Source organism: Donghicola tyrosinivorans (assembly GCF_003003355.1).
Taxonomy (GTDB): Bacteria; Pseudomonadota; Alphaproteobacteria; order Rhodobacterales; family Rhodobacteraceae; genus Donghicola; species Donghicola tyrosinivorans.
Genome location: NZ_PVTQ01000004.1, coordinates 1 through 15,499, shown reverse-complemented (window position 1 = coordinate 15,499; position 15,499 = coordinate 1). Strand labels below are relative to the sequence as shown.

Genomic DNA, 15,499 nt, shown 5'->3' with positions numbered 1-15,499 from the left:
CGCAAATCCCTGCGGCGGTTTCTATTTGGTTAAAGCAACCAAACACGTTCGGGCATCAAATTGCCCGAACCGAAATCCGCTTGAGCATCTGGAATTGCGCCACAATAAGCACAATGCCGACCTCGACCCCTATTGTGAAGCTCTATGATTAAACCGCTGCACCGGGTATGCGAATTCGCAATTCATCAAGCAGATATGCATTGGTTCTCGAAGAGCTTAAAGCGTCAGACCGCTTCAAACGTGGAAGAAAAGACACGTAGAGTTCTCTTGAGAAACAAAATTTCCGCCGGAAATTTAATGGCGGAGACGAAGGGCTTCATGAGGACCAGAAAGTAACACTTAAGTGACTGTAAAATAAATATATTAACATTTCACCTGTTAACAAATGTGAACCAAAATGTGAACCAGTTTCTCCACCCGCTTTTGTGCTCAATCGAAGAGTCCACTCAGACCAAAAGCCGGTACCGACCTTTCCGGAAACAAAGTGTTTTCTTCGAAAACCCTCCTTTGACACCCTGCGACTTTCGTTCAAAATGCTTCGATTTTAGGAGCACATTTTGACCGCGATCAGCCATTTCCAAACCTACTCCCAGCGCGAAAACCACGTAACGAACAATACGATGCTTATGCTACGGCATGTGTATCGCACTTCGCCAATATTACTGGAAAACGTGCTTCAAGCCCTACTCGAAAACGCCGATATTGAAATCGGACCGCGCTTCAAGCAGCAGTCCGTTGCTGGACATTCAGTCCCCGACGCTGTCCTCAGCCAATTCGCGCTTCACATCTACGTTGACGCAAAATAAGGAGATGGTCTCTACGAACCGCTTCTCGTTTGAAATATTCACTGTGTTTGGGTGCCATATCCGATCCCCTTTATGGCGAGTAGTCCTCGCAGAAAACCGGAACACAACCGTTACACGTCCATCCCTTGCTTTCGCAAATGGCGTGAAGCTTCGTGTTCATGCCGCCCTTGGCTCGCCTGATCAGGGGACCACGCCCCCTCCCCTTTTTGACGCCCAGACTGGACGCCGTTCGGTGGGCCTGCAAATAGGTAGCATCGATCATCTCCGTCTTCTTCTCGCCGTGCTCGTCTGCCAGCCCGGCCAGCATCTGTGCGAAAATGATTTTTTCGCTCCAACGCTTCCAACGGTTGTAGAGCGTCTTATGCGGACCATATGCCTTCGGCGCATTCCTCCAGCGCAAACCATTGCAGTTTATGAAGATAATTCCGCTCAGGACACGCCGGTCATCGACCCGCGGCTTGCCGCGGGACTTTAGGAGGCAGGACTCCAGCCGCACCATCTACGCATCGTTCAGCCAGAAGAGATCAGACACATCACCGCTCAGTTTTCGCGCGGTGAATCATGCCCTGCCGCTGAAATCAATGGTTACTGAACCGAGCCCCTCCTCCAACGTTGCGGTGAGGCTGGAAAGCTCTTAAGACACGCGCAGCAAACAGGCCAGAACAAGAGGCATGCTGACTGTGACCAAAAAAACGACTTTCCTTGGGCATGACATACCCCGACCGCACTACATCCCGCTAACGGCCTGGTTGCGGCATGGTCCCTTTGCCATGTGGCTGGTCAGCGCAGCACGCCCAAAGCAGATTGTCGAATTGGGGTCGCATTATGGTTATTCCTATTTCGCCTTTTGCCAGGCGGTGAAGGAGAGTGGGCTTCACAGTACCTGCGTGGCGGTCGATAAATGGCAGGGCGATGAGCACGCCGGGAACTGCGGCGAAGAAGTATATGAAGCCGTCCGTGCCGAAAACGCTTCTTACGAAGGGTTCAGCACGCTCCGGCGCAAAACCTTTGCAGAGGCGCTGGCTGACGTGGAAGATGGTTCTGTCGATCTGCTGCATGTGGACGGCCGGCATTTCTACGACGACGTGAAGGAAGATTTCGAAAGCTGGATTCCGAAACTCGCCGAAAACGCCATCGTGCTGTTTCACGATACGATGGTACGCGAACGCGGCTTTGGTGTCTGGCGGTATTGGGAGGAATTGGAGCAGACTTGGCCAAGCTTCAACTTCACGTACCAGCACGGGCTGGGCATGCTCTTCAAGGGACAGGCCCTGAGCCCGGAGATGGAAACCTTTCAGCGCATGACCGAAGATACCGCCGGTCGCGACGCGCTGCTTGCGTTGTTCGGGGCTGAAGGCGAGGCGCTTTCCATTGATCATACCGCGGCCGTTCTGGCAGAGCGCGGAGCGGAGGGACTTACGCCGCTCGCAGATTTCATCACGGTCCTAAAAAGCGGCGAATTGGCGTCGGAAAGCCAGATCCGTAAACTGGATACAGGCGGCATGGCGTTGGCAGAAACCCTGCTGCAAACGGCGCACGCCCGCGCACAAGTCGCGGCTGCGCAAGCCGACCTTGTCACGGCCCAGCGCGAAGAAATCCAGCTGCTAAGTGAGAAATTGGCCAAGGCGCGCAATAAGCCTAGTATGATCTGGAAAGATCGAACTTCCTGGCTGGTCTTGAAGGCTCTTGCGTCGAGCAAATTGCTGCCTCTGAGCCCGCGGACCCGCAATCGCTTTGCTCGTAGCGCGGCAAAGCGCGACCCAAACCGCGGTCTGCAGAAAGGCTTGATCGAAAAGCTCGCCGAAACAGCACCACGCGATCAAGTCGTCGCATTTGACGGGCGGCAGACCCGGCGGGCTGACCTCAGCAATGTACTGGTCGTGACCCATGAGGCATCACGCACCGGGGCACCGATCCTAGCGTACAACATCGCCCGTGAGCTAAACAACCGCTACAATGTCACAGTGCTGAGCATTCGGGGCGGCGACTTGATCGACGCCTTCCGGGATGTGGCAACCGAGATGATCGTCACAGGACCACACCCCGCACGCAACAAAACGGTCATGAAATGGCTGCGCAAGACGCTCTCAGGGAAACCCATTGAGTTTGCGGTGGTCAATTCGTTAGCCTCTTCACCGATATTGCCGATCTTGTCGCAGATGGATATTCCGACGGTGTCGCTGATCCACGAGTTTGCCTCGTCCTTTCCCGCCCCCGAAGGCCCTTTTCACGACGTCATGAAACATTCCGATAGCGTAGTCTTTTCCAGCCCGCTGACGCTGGAAGACGCGGGTAGCAGTGCCGCCATCGAGGCGTCGCCAAAGATCCGTATCCTGCCGCAGGGAAAGTGCCTCGTACCCGCCGATGGGAGGATGTCAAACGATGAGGCCGCCGAACGGGAGCGCAAAAGTCTGGCCGCGAAGTTGCGTCCGGCGGGGTCAGAGCATGCCTTTGTCGTGATCGGCGCTGGCCGTGTGCAGCACCGCAAGGGCACCGACCTGTTCATCGAAGTGGCACGCTATGCGCTGGCCAAGGCGCAGGCGGCTGGGCGCAAGCTGCGCTTTGTCTGGATCGGCGACGGGTTCGATGACACGAACGACCCAGCGTTTTTTCTGGCGCTGAAGGACCAGTTGAAACGCTCCGGAATGGAGGATGACGTCCTTTTTCTGCCTCCAACCAGCGAGATCGACCATGCCTACTTACTAGCCGATATGCTGATGTTGCCGAGCCGCCTTGATCCGTTGCCCAACGTGGCGATAGATGCGATGATGGCTGGACTGCCGGTGCTGTGTTTCGAACGTGCCACGGGCATAGCCCGTACTTTGATAGAGGCCGGGGTGGCTGAAACTTGTGTGGCCGACTACATCGACACTGCCGCGATGGCGGACAAGCTATTGGCACTAGCCGAAGACGTCAAATTGTATGACCGCGTTTCGGCCGCCCTTCGCGACCGGGCCCCAGCGATGTTCAACATGGCGACCTATGTCGCTGAGTTGGAGGCACAGGCTCTGACCGCCCGGGCGCGCCGCGAGGCCCGCAAGGCGGATGCCGCAATCATCGCCGCCGAGGAGCGCTTTGAAGAGGGGTATGTCCGTTTTCCTGTTGTCGCGCCCGAAAGCCGGGCGTCGGCTGCAAAGGACTACCTCGAACGGTTGTCGCGTGCCTCGACCCCGAGGCGGCCAGAACCGGGCTTTAACCCGCATCTTTTCCGCATGCACCAGCGCGCTGAAGGTCAGCCAGAGACAGCCGACCCCTATGCCGATTTCCTGCGTCGGGGCCGCCCCGACGGCCCTTGGGCGTTACAGGTGATCAGCAGCAGCGGCGAGGCCGCCCTGACAGAAGCTGCGCGCGGGCTGCGCACGGCACTGCAGATACACGCCTATTACATAGACCTGCTGCCACGCATCAGGGCCCATTTGGATGCCAATCAGCTGCACCCGGATCTGTTCGTCAGCACCACAGAGGAAGAGGACGCCGCCGAAGCGCGCCGCCTGCTGGACGGCTACGGTGCCAAGGTTGAGGTCCGCGTGCTGCCCAACGTCGGGCGCGACATTGGGCCGCTGCTGACCGGCTTTGGCCCCGAACTGGTGCGGGATTATGATGTGATCGGTCACGTCCACACCAAAAAGAGCCTATTTTTGGGCAAGAGTGACGTGATCGAGGCCTGGGTGAGCTTCCTCTATGAAAACATTCTGGGCGGAGCGCAGGGCGGTCCGATGATCGACCGTGTGCTGAACGCTATGGCAGAGGCGCCAGACATCGGCATCGTTTTTCCGGGGGATCCGAACCTGATCTCCTGGTCACGCAACCGCGATCAGGGCGAACGCTTAGCAAAGCGGCTGGGTGTGCAGGATCTACCAGATATCATCGACTTTCCCATCGGGACGATGTTCTGGATGCGCGCCGACGCGCTGCGGCCCATTGTGGACCTAAGGCTGCGCCCTGAGGATTATCCGGCGGAACCCATTGCAGACGACGGCACATTGCTGCACGCGCTAGAGCGGATGCTGGGCGTAGTGCCGGTTCAGCGGGGGTATCGTGCCGCAGTCACCCATGTGGCCGGGCTGACGCGCTGATCCGAGACGGGCAGGAAGAGAGGTATCATGCAGGCATTGGTTCTGGGCGGTTGCGGTTTTATCGGGTCGCATGTGGTCGACGCGCTGGTCGCGGCAGGGCACAAGGTAGTCGTGCTCGACCGGGCGATGGAACGCTATCGCGCGCCGCTGCCCGGGGTGGAATATGTGGTGGGCAACTTTTCCGACAAGATGCTGCTGGCGGAGCTGCTGGCAGGCAAGGATGTAGTATTCCATCTGGTCAGCACTACCTTTCCCGGCACGGCGAACCTTGATCCAACGGCCGACGTAACCGGCAATCTAGTCAGCACGCTGGCTCTTTTGGAAACAATGACTGCTCTCGGGGTGTCGCGGCTTGTCTACCTGTCCTCTGGCGGCACGGTCTATGGCCGAGCACCGAACTATCCGATCCCAGAGGATTTCCCTCTCAACCCAATTAACTCCTACGGCATCGTCAAGGTTGCAATCGAGCATTACCTTGAGATGTTCCGCACCATGCATGGCCTGCTGCCCATCGCGATCCGCGCCGCTAACCCCTATGGCCCGCGCCAGGGACATATCGGGGTCCAGGGCGTGGTGGCGACATTTATGCGGCGGCTTTGCGACAGTCAGCCGCTGGAAATCTGGGGCGACGGTCGTGTGGTCCGCGATTACCTTTATGTGGGGGATTTAGCGGCGCTCTGTCTCGCAGCCGCAGAGAGCGATCATTGCGGCGCACTCAACGCTGGTTCTGGGCAGGGACTGTCCCTGCTCGACTTGATCGCGCTCCTATCAGAGATTTCTGGGCAGGACATCCACCCGCTATTCAAGCACGGCCGCAAGGTCGACGTGCCTTATTCTGTGCTGGATATCACTCGCGCCCGGAAAACGCTGGGCTGGCAGCCACAGACCAGCTTCCACCACGGGCTGCAAAACACCTGGGACTGGACGCAGGCGGAGAGGGGTGGTCGCGGCATTTCGGAGCAAATGTAAAGCTGCAAAGCCTCGCGAAGATTGCCCTAAGACGGCGAAATGGAAACGCTATTCAGCGGAATTTAAGGCCGAAGGCGTCATGGCGCTCGTTGGATTCAATCCGACATACTGTCTTCCGTCAGCGCGAATGGGACAGTTTAGGTTGATTCGAGAAGAGAGGGTTTCTGGCACATCGTAACCACCAAGGAGTGGATCTATGGACGCCCCCCGCGCAAGGTGTTTTTCACGATAGTAGCAGCGGCATTGGATGCGTGAATCTATCCGGCCTTTCTTGAAGCATTTCGGTTGCTTCTGGCCTCGATGGGATCCGCGTGGTTTCAGTGCCTTCTAAGATGACCGGCCTTTGATGGCCATCACTCCTCACAGGCTTAGAATTGGCGGCCCCTGCCGTTACACCATCGTTTTTCACCTCGCATTCCTAGAAGCCGGAACGCCCGGCACCTATTGCTGCGAGTATACAGCTTTGTAGTCTTCTCCACTGCGCAACACTGCCCAAGCGATGCGCGCGGTCTTGTTGGCGATGGCTACAAGAGTTTTGTTGTGGCCTGCCCGTACAAGTAGGTTTTGCGCCCACTTCGCGCGTTGATCATTTCGGCTAGCTATCCGGATCAAGACGGATCTGGCACCGTGGATGAGCTGGCGCCGCAAGTATTGGTTCCCCCGTTTTCCTATGCAACCGAGCCGAGGCTTGCCACCAGTCGTATACTGCCGTGGAACCAGCCCTATCCACGCCGCAAGAGCCCGACCCGACGAGAAGTGCCGTCCGTCATCAACGGCAGCGACCATTGCGGTTGCGATCACCGGTCCGACACCGGGAAGGGTAGATAGGCGTTTACAGCGTGCATCCTTTCTGCAGATCGTGACAAGCTTTCGGTCAATCTCATTGACGCGCCTGTCCAGCGCTTCGAATTCGGAGATCAAGGCAGTGAAGTTCTGCTTTGCCAGAGTTGACAGGCCTGCTTCAGCGACGGCATTTCTGATGTCTTTCCGGAACCGACAAGCACCAACCGGAATGACTACGCCATATTCCGCTAGAAGGCCGCGGATGTGGTTTATCAATCCTGTTCGTTGTGTAATGAGCCGATCACGTGTTCGATGTAACATTTGCAAATCCTGTTGATCGGTCGTCTTTACTGGAACGAAACGCATGGTTGGACGCAACGCGGCTTCGTGGATCGCCTCCGCATCTACCGCGTCATTTTTAGAGCCTTTGACAAATGGCAGCACAAAACGGGGGTGAATGAGTCGCACTGGAAAACCTGATTCCTCGAAAAACCGACCCCAATGATGGGCACTGGCGCAGGCTTCCATGGCTACAGCTTCCGGGGAAATCTCTTGTACCACGGATTTGAGTTTCGAACGGGTTACTTTCTTCGAGATCACCTTGCCTTCACTGGTGATGCCGTGGATGTGAAAGGACTGTTTTCCCAAATCGATCGCAAGTAACTGCATTTTTGAACTCCTTCTACTTGCTGCGTCTGCCGAAAACTATCGGCTTGGGTGCAAGGGGCGTCCATTCCATAAGATGAGACAGAAACCCGGAACCAAACAGAGCCCCGGCGAGAATGGACCTGTCCCGTTGGCATTCCGATCAGGACGCGAGTTTGCCGCCTGGCTTGGCTTGACACCCAGACAGAACTCATCTGGGGGCAAAAAACAGGCTTGGCGGCATCACCAAACAAGGTGACCGGTATCTCCGCCATCTCCTCGTATTGGGGGCTCGAACTGTCGTACGATATCCAAAGGCACGTTCCCGTGTGGATGGCCCATGGATCGAGGCATTGCTCGAGCGACGCAAACCTATGGTTGTTGCTGAGGCCGTTGCAAACAAGTTGGCTCGAGCCATCTGGGCCATACTCACGACCGGGGAGGTGTTCCGAACCGCATAACGTACAGTCTAAAATCAACTCAGTTAAAACGAGATGGCACAAGTGCAATGACAGCTTGATGGCAAATCGGCAGAACTGAAGATCGAGAAAGCCTGAAGAGCTTTAAGTGTGCCCTACCGCGTCCTGTTGATAAGGCCTCGATCCGCGGACACCATCAGGGCCAGCAGTCATGTTAGGGCTGCAAAAACAGGCCGAATACATGAACGCACCCGCCGAAGAAAATCACTATCAAAACACTTGCGCCCCCGGGGCCGTCTAAACATGAAGCTCTCGACGAAGCCAAGATCATCATCGAGGATTGGAGAAATCACTACAATACGAAACGTCCACACAGTGCATTGGGATATAGACCACCAGCTCCCGAGGCCATTGTTCTATTGGATCAGAGGCCGACAATGCACTAACATTTATCATGGACCAGTCAGATAAGGCTTCTCAGCCGGCCAGATTGTGCCCTTGCGATTCCGCAGGACCGCACGCAACCATCCGCGGGGCAAAGCGTTTTAATGGAAACAAAGCTTGTTCCAAACATTCGTCATCCGGCTGCCCATTCGAAGATGATGGTCCGGTCCCCGAAGCGGCTCAGTTGCGGCTTAAAGCCCGCGATCGGGATTGTACTTGGCCGCCTTGCGCCCAAAACGAGCGGTCGTGCGCGACGAGAGCAGTGGGCTTGCCTTTGCCAGCGCCCGCAGCATCTTAAAAACTAATTTATCTCGCAGGCCCGCCAGCGGATAGCGCCGCGCACGCCGCAGCGCCTTTTGGGCCTGCTTCGTGCGGTCCTCGGCAAGCGCCACGCGCGCCTCGAGCTCTGTGACCTGCTCGGAAAAAGCAGCCTGCGCCTCAAGACGCGGCGCCAGCGGGCCGAAGGGATTTCCAGTCTGATTGGTACGCGCAAAATGTGTGCCGTTCAGCGCAAGGCTGACGCGCGGCTCAACCAGAGTCTCGGTCCCGGCCACAACACGCGGCCCAATCGCATTGCCCCCAGCCGCGCCCTTAACAATCGCGCAGATCGAATTGCGGAAGCGTACCTCGGTGATCCGTCCAAGCGCACCAGCATCGAACACCGCACCATAGGTCTCCGCAAAATATCCCAAAATCGCATCAGCATCGAGCGATGCACCCCAATGTTCACGATTCACCAGATCCGCCAGCCGCTTGAAGAAGGTCATCGACGCGAACGGCGCCTCGAGCCCGCCTTCGAATTCCTGCCAATAGGAACAATGCAAATCCTCGGCGATATAAAGCCCGCCTTCGGCTAGAAGCGGAAAATACAGCCCGAAGCTGCGTACGATATCACCCGAACGATGAGAGCCGTCGTCGATAATGATATCAAACCGATCCGACAGTGCAGCGATCTGAGCGAAGGTCTCGGGCTGGTTTGCGTCGCCCACGATCACCTGAATACGCGGATCGGCAAAGCACAGCTTTGCCGCGGCTGGCGCAATGTCGCAGCCCACAATCTGCTCAGCCTTGTCGAAGTAACGCGCCCAGATCTCCAGGGAACCGCCGTTCTGAATCCCGATTTCCAAAATCCTCAGAGGTCGATCTCGGCGAGGGGCAAAAATCTCTTCGTAGAAATCTAGGTAAGAGCTCCATTTGTCGCTGATCTTTCCTTTATTGCAGGCATAAAGATCACGCACGTACCTTTTAGGTTCAGTCTCGATGGAAGTATCGCGCTTCATATGTTTCTCCTCCTCCAAAGCAGGCCAGAAGTTGGGCGCTACACTAGCCCACCAAAATGTCGGCGAAGCCCGATCCGAAGTGGCTGGTTATTGCCGGAAAAAGCAGGGTAAATCAAGCCCTCAGATTAACTTTTGATAGCACTCAGCAATCACACAAAATAACCCCTATACATCGAGAAGAACTGGCACCTCTGACCTTCCACCGGATTTTTCCTCCAGCATCGATTAGAACCTGCCCCAAATTTGCTGTGCCTACTAACTCTGGACCACCCGAAGCTGGAGTTTCAGGCCTTTGATCACGATGACGAGCTGGTGACGTCATCTGGAATGCAGTGCGCTCGGGACGTTGTATCCGATGGCGCTGTGTGGTCGGTCGTCGTTGTAGTGTCTACGCCAATCCTCCAGCTTTTCGCTGGCATCCGCAAGGCTCATAAACCAATGTGCGTTCAGGCACTCGGACCGGAGCTTGCTGTTGAATGCCTCGATGAAGCCGTTATCCGTCGGTTTTCCCGGTCTTGAGAAGTCCAGCGTGACGTCTTTTGCGTAGGCCCACAGATCGAGGTCGCGAGACACGAACTCACTGCCGTTATCGACTCTTATGGTTTTCGGAAAGCCCGCTTTTGAGCAGACCTTTTCCAGTGTCTGGACAACATCTTCGCCGCGGTAGCTGAAGCGGGCATCCAAAACAGGGCAGAACCGCGAGTGGGTGTCGACGACCGTCAGAATGCGCAACTTTTGCCCCAGGGCCAACTGGTGGTGGACAAAATCCATCGCCCAAACGTCGTTTGGGCCGACAGCTTCAGCACGATCTTCTCGTAGCTTCGCTTTCACACGCCGCTTCGGTGTCTTGTTCCGCAATTGCATGCCCATAGACCTGTAAACACTATAGGTTTTCTTGATGCTGTGGCACCAGCCCTCGCGATCAAGGACGACGTGCACGCGCCGGTAACCATACCGGACACGCGTTTCGCAGATCTCTTTGATCCGCGCCTTCAGCGCTTCCGGATCCGTGCGGCGGGATTTATAGTGGTAGCTCGAGCCGTCAAAACGCAGGGCCCCACAAGCCTTGCGGATCGAGACCGCCCAATCTGCGCACATCCCGCGAACGAGTTCACGCGACCGTTCCGGCTTCAGAGCTTTCGGCGAATAACATCCGTTCACGGGGTCACTCAGACCGGTGGCGTTCCCCCGCTCACCATTTCACGGTCCAGCGTCAGGTCCGCGACAATCTTCTTGAGACGCGCGTTCTCGTCTTCAAGCAGCTTCAACCGTCGCATCTCGTCGGGCAGCAACCCACCATATTTTTTCTTCCAATTGAAGTAGGTCGCCTGAATAATCCCAGCCTTGCGACAGATTTCGGCAACAGGCATTGCATCTTCACCTTGCCGCAAGATGAACGCCTTCTACGCGTCCATAAACTTCGATGCTTTCATGCGTTTCCGCTCTTCTCCCAACCAGGAAAGAGTAGCCGAAAACCCCAACTGCAAATGGTCCGGCATTCAGTAGCTAGAGCAGAAATCTGCCGCGCCACACGCAAGCAACACTCAGCAGAAGAAAAGATCAGGATCGTGCTGGACGGCCTGAAAGGCGAGGACAGCAGCGGAGAGCACGCAGCCGGGCGACCAGAATCGCGGTGCCGAGGCATCCGTAGAGGATCGCAAAGGGGTATGCCGGACCAAGGTAGCCGGTGTTCACTGCGTTCCAAGATGTAACCGAGATGTAGCCGATGATCGCACTTCGACCTAGGACGGCAACTAGGGCAGCCACTGCTAGAATCGCAAGCCAGTCTTGCTCCCGTGATCTGCGAAGAGCCACCAGCCAGACTAGGAGGCCTAAGGTGCCTAAGACGCAGATCGAGGGCACGACGACTTGAGCAACGCGCGACGCAACCTGGGCGACCGCAACGCGCAGGTCGGACCCGCTCGGAGGCTGCAGATCCGGCGACTGCTTATTCAGTATCTGATCAAGATATCCTCGGAAGGGGGCGGGCAGTCCCATTTCGCCCCGGTCGATCGCCCGAAAATCGACCGTCGTCTCCCCCCTTGACCCGTCCACTAGGCTCAGGGTGCAGGTAAGTTCTGGACATTTTAGTGACAGGCTGAAGCGGGTAGCAGCCATGTCCGGCTGACCCAGTCCCTTGAAATAGGCGACTACGTCCGGAGCAGGGGCGTAACTGGCCTCGCGGACAATGGCGGTGAAATCGCCTTGCGCGGACAGTTCGAATGCCCCGGCGTGGCCTGGCGCGGCGATCCAACCGCTGGCGTTGATATCCTCCTCTAGCGAGACCACGACCGGGCCGATCCGTCGTGACCAGTCCTCGAGTCCGGCCGCCGCAGGGTCGCTGAACAGAAGTGCCGGATCCGCGGCCTTGACCGACACGGTGTGAAGGAGCGCGTGCCAGGAGCGGGTAATGAGTTTGGGGAGCAACGCGGGGGTCAATTCGGGGCGCAGCGTTTCGCGGCGCGCGCGACAGCTTAAGCGGCCATCGTCGCACGCGGAATTCACACCGTCAGCGAACCTGACCATAAATGCGCGTGCGTCTTCTGGCGTGCCGAAGTGCCCACTTGCCGCGACCGCGTCTCTGAAGGCCCAGATGAACCAGCCGCCGGCAATCTGTTCGGGGTCGTCCGGGATCAGAGATCGCCCGTGCAGAGACCAGCCGGCGGCGATCTCGGGCCACGATTTTTTGAGCGGCGCGGCTTCGGGCACGGTCTGTAACACTGTCTGCATCGCTGCGTTTGTGACCGGCACGAAGCCCGACGGATGCGGTCTTCCGACGCGCATCAGGCTGCCCACGGCGGCCACGAATTCCGGGGCGCGCGTTTCCGAAACAATCGCTCTCCCGTACTCTGCCTTGTTCATCAGCAGGACCGGCCCGACGCTTCCCACCAGACCAGCCACGAAGCAAACGACGACGATCATCTTATGCACTGCGGCATCTAGCAGCCTTCTCGGGCCAAACCGGACCATGGTTCTGATCGCCGCACCGACCACCAGGGTTAGCAGGATTGCCACCAGCCAAATGTCTTCTTCCCGGGTCATGTAGGCGCACCCGGTCGTCAAGCCGCTTGCGGTCGCTAGAAGGCCCGCCCTAGGACGACGGCGCTCGATAATGGCGCAAAGGGTAAGGAGCAATGTCGCCAGCACTAGCGAGCCATAGAGCCCGTCGCGCAGGAAACGGCGGCCTGGCTCGCTCCAAATGTAAGGACAGCTCAGGAGCAGCACGAAGCTCACGCAGGCCGTGATACGACTGGCACCGATCCGCCGCAGACTTACGGCGGCGAGCAGCGATACGACCAGGTAGAGCACGGCCTCAGCGGATTTTTCTGCAGATCCGAACAAATTAGCGACTGCTCCGAAGATCGATACAAAGGGCCCCTTGACCAAGGTCCGATTATCATATGCGCCGAGCCAGTCGCCGCGTTCCAACGCTTTCAGCCCGCGATAAAATAGAGCATCGTCATGGGCCGCTTGCGGAATGGCAACGATGGGATAGCCGATCGTCGCGAACAGGTAGAGTAGACTTGCGGCAAGCATTACCACATAGATCAAGCGGCGGCGCGAGAGGGTCTTTGTCAGTGGCATAAAAAAGCTTTCAAAAGGGCGCTTCGTAGTGGCTCTGGACGCTGGGGGTCGGGGCAGCCTCGGGTAGGTCAGTCGCGAAACACCCAACGGGCTGAGGTAATATAGCTCACAGCGCTGAGGACCAGGGTCGTGATCGCGGCCACGACTGTTGGGGTCGAAATCGCGAGCCTCGCGCAGAGCCAGGCGGAGAGTACGGCCGAGCCGGCACAGCATGCCTGCAAAGCGGCGTATCTGGGCAGGCTGCGCGAATGGCCAGTTTCAGAACGAAACGCGAAGCGCTTTTGGCTGAGGTAGCCGATGCAGAAGGCGATCGCGTGGGCTGCTAGGGCAGCGAGCATGTTGGGAAACCCTAGGTTCAAGAAACCCAGCATCAGCAGGAAATAGATGCCTGCCGTGAACGAACCCGCTATGATGAAGCGCAGTGTCTGGCCGATATCCATTTCGATGCTGGTCCCCTGAAGCAGACTGAACCTATCGGGTAGGGATCGCCACGATGCCTGACAGGAAGGCGGTGAAGGCAAGCTGTCCCCCAATGATCATTGCGGTCATCGAAGCGATCAGGACGCGCAGCATCTGCGAATATTCCAGCGGCCCGAATCCGGAAGAAGACCATTGTAGTGTACAGTTCAGCAGTCCCGCTAGTCCACCGAAGAACAAGATGGCGGCGACGATCAGAAGCCTCTCGAGCGTGAGAGCGTTCAGGATGCTCGAAAGCTGCGAGGGTGGCATCATCTGGTGACTCGAAACGAACTTTCGGGACAGGACCGCGAAGGAGATCGCCTGCACGCCAAGTACGAGCAAGAAACTGGTAACGATGAAGGTGTGAATATCGAAGGTAACCGATCCGACCGAGAAGTGGCCAGGAAATAGTAAGAAGCCAGCTAGCAAGCCGATCGCCGAAAGCGCAAGGCCCGGATATAGAAAAAGCCAACGTGGGCTGTACATTAGCAGGAAGCTGAGGTGCCGCCATCCGTCACGCCAAGTCCGCAGATGCGGCGGACGGCTTCGACCATCCTTCGCTAAAGTCGTGGGCACCTCCTCAATCCGGTATTTCTCGAGCGAGGCACACACAACCATCTCCGAGGCAAATTCCATCCCCGTGGTCCGTAGATTCAAGGCCCTGACCCGCTCACGTGAAAAACCCCGCAGCCCACAGTGGAAGTCGCCCGTTGGAACCTTGAAGAACAACCGTCCCAGCCAGCTGAGTACCGGGTTTCCTAGATACCGATGGAGGAAAGGCATTGCACCCTCCGCTATCCCACCCTTAAAGCGGTTCCCCATTACGATATCGGCACCGCCGCGCAAGCGCTCAACGAAGGGCATTAGGGCCGAAAAGTCATAGGAGTCGTCGGCGTCGCCCATGATCACGTATTTGCCTTGAGCGGCCTCAATTCCACCGATCAGAGCCGCGCCATAGCCCCGCCGTGGCACCGCGACGACACGTGCCCCCTCGGCCTCAGCAATGGCCTGCGAGCCATCCGTTGAACCGTTGTCCGCAATTACTACCTCTCCGGACACAGCGGAATTGGACAAGAAAGCCTTTGCTTTCTGAATACAGATCGCGAGTGTCTCTGCCTCATTTAGACAGGGGATAACGATCGAGAGCTCGAGTTGGCTGGTCGATAGGTCATACATTTCAGGGCCCCTCACTCAGGCAAATGTCTCTCGAGCTAACGAGTATATTAATTGGAGCCGGCTCATAATTGATCTGTTATCTTTTGTATAGCCCTGCTGAGAGCATTGAATATCCGAAAGAACGTGAACCCTGTTGCGGGGTTTGCGACGCCAAATCGCCATCAGGAGTCCTGCAGAGCCACATCGGTCGTCTGCCGACTTTGCGTCGACCAACCAATGATCCGTCTGGAATAAAAGTCAATGACGACAGTCAGATAGGCGAAGTCTTCATGAGGCCGAGTATAAGTGATGTCTATCACCCAAACATTGTCTACTGCGGCCATGTCAAATTGCCGATCCAGTGTGCTATCCACGATGATTGATGGCTTTCCACGATACTTGCTGGGGCGGCGTTTGTAGCCAATCTGCGCTGTGATCCCGGCCAGACTTATAAGGCGAGCCAAACGGTTCAGGAAGATGCTCTCTCCTCCTTGAGAAGGCGGTTCTCACGGCGAAGTCGCTCATTCTCACGGGTAAGGTCCAAATCCTGGTCTGACACAACCTCAGTGTCACGATGCGCCGTCACCCATTTGTTCAAGGTCGATAGCCCAACCCCTAAATCAGATGCCGCCTGCTTACGTGTTAGGCCACTCGTCGGCGCGATCCGCACCGCGTCAGCTCGGAACTTGTCCTTTTGTTTCAGTCCCATAGTTCGTCTTCCTAGCTGTAATAAATGCTATCAAAGGAGCGGCACTAAAACCGCGACACGTCCAATTTGCACCCCCGACCTACATCGGCTCAAAGCTCTCCGGCGTTGCGTCTTTCGCGCCGGAGAGCTTTTTGCAGATCAGGTGTCCTCGTGATCCGGATCGAGGGCT

At 57.0% G+C, this 15,499-nt stretch carries 8 protein-coding genes and 6 pseudogenes; 5 read left to right on the top strand and 9 right to left on the bottom strand.

Annotated elements, in window-relative coordinates:
- Positions 1-557: 557 nt before the first annotated feature.
- The gene (locus CLV74_RS07060; protein ID WP_106263537.1) at positions 558-806 is read left to right on the top strand and encodes a hypothetical protein; all 249 of its coding nucleotides are present in this window, start codon (positions 558-560) and stop codon (positions 804-806) included.
- Between the two features lie 121 nt (positions 807-927).
- Here the strand turns inward: CLV74_RS07060 and CLV74_RS07055 are convergent.
- Positions 928-1,305, bottom strand: a pseudogene (locus CLV74_RS07055) (transposase); the annotation flags it as partial.
- 172 nt (positions 1,306-1,477) lie between these two features.
- On the opposite strand from CLV74_RS07055, the gene CLV74_RS07050 reads away from it, so the two are divergent.
- Positions 1,478-4,882, top strand: a complete 3,405-nt coding sequence (locus CLV74_RS07050; protein WP_106263536.1) for a rhamnan synthesis F family protein — start codon at positions 1,478-1,480, stop codon at positions 4,880-4,882.
- A 27-nt stretch (positions 4,883-4,909) separates the two neighbouring features.
- Complete coding sequence (locus CLV74_RS07045; protein ID WP_106263535.1) at positions 4,910-5,851, top strand: NAD-dependent epimerase/dehydratase family protein; 942 nt, start codon at positions 4,910-4,912, stop codon at positions 5,849-5,851.
- Between the two features lie 441 nt (positions 5,852-6,292).
- On the opposite strand, the gene CLV74_RS07040 is transcribed toward CLV74_RS07045, so the two are convergent.
- Positions 6,293-7,303, bottom strand: a complete 1,011-nt coding sequence (locus tag CLV74_RS07040; protein WP_106263534.1) for an IS110 family RNA-guided transposase — start codon at positions 7,301-7,303, stop codon at positions 6,293-6,295.
- A 118-nt stretch (positions 7,304-7,421) separates the two neighbouring features.
- On the opposite strand from CLV74_RS07040, the pseudogene CLV74_RS07035 reads away from it, so the two are divergent.
- Positions 7,422-7,740 (top strand): annotated as a pseudogene (locus tag CLV74_RS07035) (transposase); the annotation flags it as partial.
- Between the two features lie 266 nt (positions 7,741-8,006).
- Positions 8,007-8,144 (top strand): annotated as a pseudogene (locus tag CLV74_RS07030) (integrase core domain-containing protein); the annotation flags it as partial.
- Positions 8,145-8,333: 189 nt separating this feature from the next.
- Here the strand turns inward: CLV74_RS07030 and CLV74_RS07025 are convergent.
- From CLV74_RS07025 to CLV74_RS23450, 7 genes and pseudogenes are all read right to left on the bottom strand, one after another.
- Positions 8,334-9,422 carry a class I SAM-dependent methyltransferase gene (locus CLV74_RS07025; protein ID WP_106263533.1) on the bottom strand — a complete coding sequence of 363 codons (1,089 nt, stop codon included), beginning with the start codon at positions 9,420-9,422 and terminating at the stop codon, positions 8,334-8,336.
- A gap of 318 nt (positions 9,423-9,740) precedes the next feature.
- Positions 9,741-10,816, bottom strand: a pseudogene (locus CLV74_RS07020) (IS3 family transposase).
- A 166-nt stretch (positions 10,817-10,982) separates the two neighbouring features.
- Positions 10,983-13,007 carry a hypothetical protein gene (locus tag CLV74_RS22760; protein WP_170107998.1) on the bottom strand — a complete coding sequence of 675 codons (2,025 nt, stop codon included), beginning with the start codon at positions 13,005-13,007 and terminating at the stop codon, positions 10,983-10,985.
- 68 nt (positions 13,008-13,075) lie between these two features.
- Positions 13,076-13,447 (bottom strand): GtrA family protein, encoded by a 372-nt coding sequence (locus tag CLV74_RS07010; protein ID WP_106263531.1) that lies wholly within the window; start codon positions 13,445-13,447, stop codon positions 13,076-13,078.
- 31 nt (positions 13,448-13,478) lie between these two features.
- Positions 13,479-14,642, bottom strand: a complete 1,164-nt coding sequence (locus tag CLV74_RS07005) for a glycosyltransferase family 2 protein (protein ID WP_106263530.1) — start codon at positions 14,640-14,642, stop codon at positions 13,479-13,481.
- A gap of 111 nt (positions 14,643-14,753) precedes the next feature.
- Positions 14,754-15,109 (bottom strand): annotated as a pseudogene (locus CLV74_RS23130) (DDE-type integrase/transposase/recombinase); the annotation flags it as partial.
- A pseudogene (locus CLV74_RS23450) lies at positions 15,103-15,330 on the bottom strand (transposase); the annotation flags it as partial. The pseudogenes CLV74_RS23130 and CLV74_RS23450, both read right to left, overlap by 7 nt.
- Between the last annotated feature and the right edge of the window lie 169 nt (positions 15,331-15,499).

Bases quoted from the DNA above. Each gene is read 5' to 3' on its own strand.
- CLV74_RS22760 (WP_170107998.1), bottom strand. From the start codon at position 13,007: ATGCCACTGACAAAGACCCTCTCGCGCCGCCGCTTGATCTATGTGGTA.
- CLV74_RS07045 (WP_106263535.1), top strand. From the start codon at position 4,910: ATGCAGGCATTGGTTCTGGGCGGTTGCGGTTTTATCGGGTCGCATGTG.
- CLV74_RS07025 (WP_106263533.1), bottom strand. From the start codon at position 9,422: ATGAAGCGCGATACTTCCATCGAGACTGAACCTAAAAGGTACGTGCGT.
- CLV74_RS07005 (WP_106263530.1), bottom strand. From the start codon at position 14,642: ATGTATGACCTATCGACCAGCCAACTCGAGCTCTCGATCGTTATCCCC.
- CLV74_RS07050 (WP_106263536.1), top strand. From the start codon at position 1,478: ATGCTGACTGTGACCAAAAAAACGACTTTCCTTGGGCATGACATACCC.
- CLV74_RS07010 (WP_106263531.1), bottom strand. From the start codon at position 13,447: ATGGATATCGGCCAGACACTGCGCTTCATCATAGCGGGTTCGTTCACG.
- CLV74_RS07040 (WP_106263534.1), bottom strand. From the start codon at position 7,303: ATGCAGTTACTTGCGATCGATTTGGGAAAACAGTCCTTTCACATCCAC.